4 protein-coding genes are annotated in these 3,702 nt (G+C 73.3%); all 4 read right to left on the bottom strand.

Translation table 11 applies throughout. The features are described 5' to 3' along the window. Nucleotides 1–21: 21 nt before the first annotated feature. On the bottom strand, nt 22–1,233 hold the full coding sequence (locus QZ772_RS11960) for an acetate/propionate family kinase (RefSeq protein WP_295526373.1): 1,212 nt from the start codon (nt 1,231–1,233) through the stop codon (nt 22–24). A gap of 78 nt (nt 1,234–1,311) precedes the next feature. After that, nucleotides 1,312–2,772, bottom strand: a complete 1,461-nt coding sequence (locus QZ772_RS11955) for a bifunctional enoyl-CoA hydratase/phosphate acetyltransferase (protein ID WP_295526370.1) — start codon at nt 2,770–2,772, stop codon at nt 1,312–1,314. Further along, nucleotides 2,769–3,155, bottom strand: coding sequence for a hypothetical protein (locus QZ772_RS11950; protein WP_295526367.1), 387 nt, complete (start codon nt 3,153–3,155; stop codon nt 2,769–2,771). Before QZ772_RS11950 ends, QZ772_RS11955 begins: the two co-directional genes overlap by 4 nt. Before the next feature lie 215 nt (nt 3,156–3,370). Continuing rightward, nucleotides 3,371–3,702 (bottom strand): SDR family oxidoreductase (locus tag QZ772_RS11945; protein ID WP_295526365.1); only part of this gene is annotated, 332 nt, incomplete at its 5' end.

The following is a 3,702-nucleotide window of genomic DNA, read 5'->3' as shown; positions in this document are numbered from 1 at the left end:
GAAGGTCCTCTTCCTTGGTGTTCAGGGGGTCATGAGCGCCGCCGCATGGCGGGCCGCGATCCATTCCTCGTTGGTGGGCTCCACGCCCACGTCGACCCGGCTGGCGGTGGTGGAGATTCGGGACCGGTCGGCCTGGTTGGCCGCCTCGTCCAGCTCCAGGCCCAGCCAGCCCACCGCCGCGCACACGCGCGCGCGCAGCACGGCGTTGTGTTCGCCGATGCCGGCGGTGAAGACCAGCCGGTCCAGCCCGCCCAGCACGGCGACCAGCGCCCCGATCTCGCGCACGATGCGGCGCACGTAGAGCGCCAGCGCGGCCCGGGCGCGTTCGCCTTCGGGGCTGTCCTCGGCCTCGCGGGCCAGCAGCACGCGCGGGTCGCCCGACAGGCCCGAGATGCCCAACAGCCCCGACTGGTGGTAGAGCGCGTGGCCCACCTGCTGCAGGCTCAGCCGCTCGATCTCCATCAGGTACAGCACGGCGCCGGGGTCGAGCGCGCCGGTGCGCGTGCCCATCATCAGCCCGTCCAGGGCCGAGAAGCCCATGGTGGTGGCCACGCTGCGCAGACCCTGCATCGCGCACAGGCTGGCGCCGCTGCCCAGGTGGGCGACGACGGTGCGGGCCGCTTCGGCCGGCGCACGGCCGTGCCGCTCGGCCAGGGCGATGGCGATGTACTCGTACGAGAGGCCATGGAAGCCATAGCGCCGCAGCCCGCGCTCCCAGGCCTCCCAGGACAAGGGCAGCATCCGTTCCACCTGGGGCAGCGTGTGGTGGAAGGCGGTGTCGAAGCAGGCCACCTGCGGCAGCGTCGGCCGCTCGGCCAGCAGGATCTCCATGGCCTCCAGCGCGAAGGGCTGGTGCAGCGGCGCGAGCGGGATGTAGCTGCGCAGCTCGGCCAGCACCTGCGCATCGACGCGCACCGGCGCGAAATGGCGGCTGCCGCCATGCACCACGCGGTGCGCCACGGCGGCCAGCGGCCGGCCGGCCAGCCAGCGCAGCACCTCGTCGCGGATGCGGGCCAGGGCGTCGTGGTAGGGCTGCTCGGCCGACAGCGCCAGGGGCGTCACGGGCAGGTCGCTGGCGCCGATGTCGGGTGCCGGGCCGCCGATGTCCTGCACCTTGCCGTTCCAGGCCGGGCGCCGCGGCGGCTCGCCGTCGCCAGCGGCGAAGAGGGCGAACTTGATGCTGGACGAGCCGCAGTTCAGTACCAGGACGAAGGCGGTGGCGGTCGCGTTCACCGGGCCACCTCCGGCTTGGCATGCAGCACATGAGCCCTTCGGGGCGGATGGGTGTTCATGTCGGGCTTGCTCCGGGATTCACGGCGGCGTGGTGCGCCAGCGGTGGGCCAGCAGCACGGCAATGGCACAGGAGGCGATGCGCGCGGCCCGCGAGTCGGCGCGGCTGGTCAGCACGATCGGCACGCGTGCGCCCATCACGATGCCGGCGCTGGCCGCGTCGCCCATGTATTCGAGCTGCTTGGCCAGCATGTTGCCGCTTTCCAGGTCGGGCACCACCAGCACGTCGGCCTGGCCCGCCACGGGCGACTCGATGCCCTTGATGCGCGCCGCTGCGGCCGAGACCGCGTTGTCGAAGGCCAGCGGCCCGTCCAACACGCCGCCGGCTATTTGGCCGCGCTCTGCCATCTTGCACAGGGCGGCGGCGTCCAGCGTCGCGGCCATGCGCGGGTTGACCGTCTCCACCGCCGCCAGCAACGCCACCCGGGGCGTGGCCACACCCACGGCCTGGGCCAGGGCGATGGCGTTGCGCACGATGTCGGCCTTCTCTTCCAGGCCGGGCGCGATGTTGATGGCCGCATCGGTCACGATGAAGGGCCGCGGATAGGCCGGTGTCTGCATCAGGAAGCAGTGCGACAGGCGCCGGCCGGTGCGCAGGCCGGCTGCGGCGTCGAGCACGGCGGCTATCAGCTCGTCGGTGTGCAGGCTGCCCTTCATGAGCGCCTCCACCTCGTGCGCACCGGCCAGGGTCGCGGCGCGCGCGGCGGCGGCATGGCTGTGCGGCACGTCCTCGATGGCGATGCCGGCCAGGTCCAGTCCGGCGGCCTGGGCGGCGGCCTCGATCTTCGCGCGCGGGCCCACGAGCACGGGCTCGATCAGGCCGGCCGCGCGGGCATCGAGTGCGCCGCCCAGGCTCAGCGCGTCGCAGGGATGCACCACCGCCACGCGGATGGCGCCCAGTGGCCGCACATGGGCCAGCAGCCGCGGCAGGCCGTCGCCGGCCGCATGCAGCCGCACCTCGGGCAGGGTGGCCGCGGGGCGCTCGATCTTCTCGGTCGGCGCGAGCACGGTGGCCTCGCCTGCGATCACGTCCTCGCCGGCCTGGTTGGTACAACGGCAGTCGAGGGTGAGGCGCTTCTTGGCGGCGTCGCGGGTGGCCACGGTCACGCGGATGGTCAGCGTGTCGCCCACCCGAACCGGCCGCAGGAAGCGCAGCGTCTGCCCCAGGTACACGGTGCCCGGGCCGGGCAGCCGCGTGCCGAGCACGGCGGAGATCAGGGCGCCGCCCCACATGCCGTGGGCGATCACGCCATGGAAGCGGGTGGAGGCGGCGAACTCCGCGTCGAGGTGCTGCGGGTTGACGTCGCCCGAGAGCACGGCGAAGAGCTGGATGTCCTGCGCGCTCAGCGTGCGCTGCAGGCTGGCGCTGTCGCCCACGGCGATCTCGTCGAAGGTGCGGTTGCGCACCAGCGCCAGGGGCGCGTCGGCTGCGGCGTCGCTCACCGGGCCGCCCTCGGCCGGATCCGTGCTGTGCGCGCTCATGCGCCGTCCTTGGGCTTGCCCTGCGGGGCCAGGGCCTCGGCCGTGCTCTTCTGCCACTGCGCCCAGGCTTCGCGCAGGCCCTGGGCCAGCTCGGTCTGGCTGGCCAGGCCGCCCTGCACCAGCGTGCGCCAGGCCTCCAGGTTGCGCTGCGTGCCGCGCCAGAGCAGGTCGGCGGGCCAGGTGCCGAGCGCCTGCCAGTCGCCCGTGTTGGCCGCATGGCCCACCTGCGAGGCAGCCTCTTCCTCGGTGTCGGAGAGCAGCCGCAGCCGGCGCTCCCAGGCCTCGCGCCCGGCCTGCTGCAGCAGGGCGAAGGAGCGCAGGGCCAGCGCGGTGTTGGCCGTGGCCAGTGCCACGGGCAGGGGGGTGACAGGGGCGTCATGCATGGGAATCTCCTTGCGATGAAGAACAGGGACGTTCAGGCCATCTGGCTGATGGTGCGCCGAAAACGCGAGAGCGCCATGACGAAGAGCACGAGTCCGATGACGAACAGGGCCACGAAGGCAGGCCACACCACGTCGAGGCCGGCGCCGCGGTACAGGATGGCCTCGCCGGGCCCGGCTTTGCGTCGTCCATGCCGGGGCGATCCGGCGTGCCATGCTCAGCCGAGCACGTGGTAGCCGCCATCCACGTACAGCGTGCTGCCGGTGATGGCGCGGGCCGCATCGCTGACCAGGAAGGCGGCCAGGGCGCCCACCTCCGCGATGTCCACCAGCCGGCGCAGCGGCGCGCGCCGGCGGGCGTCGTCGAGCAGGGCCTCGAAGTTGGGAATGCCCGACGCCGCCCGCGTGGCCAGCGGCCCCGGCGAGATGGCGTTGACGCGGATGCCCTTGGGCCCGAGCTCGGTGGCCAGGTAGCGGGTGCTGCTCTCCAGCGCGGCCTTGACCGGGCCCATCACGCCGTAGTCGGGGATCACCTCCTCGGCGCCCACAT

The organism is uncultured Pseudacidovorax sp. (assembly GCF_913773995.1).
GTDB lineage: Bacteria > Pseudomonadota > Gammaproteobacteria > Burkholderiales > Burkholderiaceae_C > Xenophilus.
The sequence above is the reverse complement of the archived record's forward strand: the minus strand, read 5'-3'. Positions and strand labels throughout refer to the sequence as shown.

Coding starts and splice junctions, on each gene's coding strand:
- QZ772_RS11955 (WP_295526370.1), bottom strand. CDS start 2,772: ATGAGCGCGCACAGCACGGATCCGGCCGAGGGCGGCCCGGTGAGCGAC.
- QZ772_RS11950 (WP_295526367.1), bottom strand. CDS start 3,155: ATGCATGACGCCCCTGTCACCCCCCTGCCCGTGGCACTGGCCACGGCC.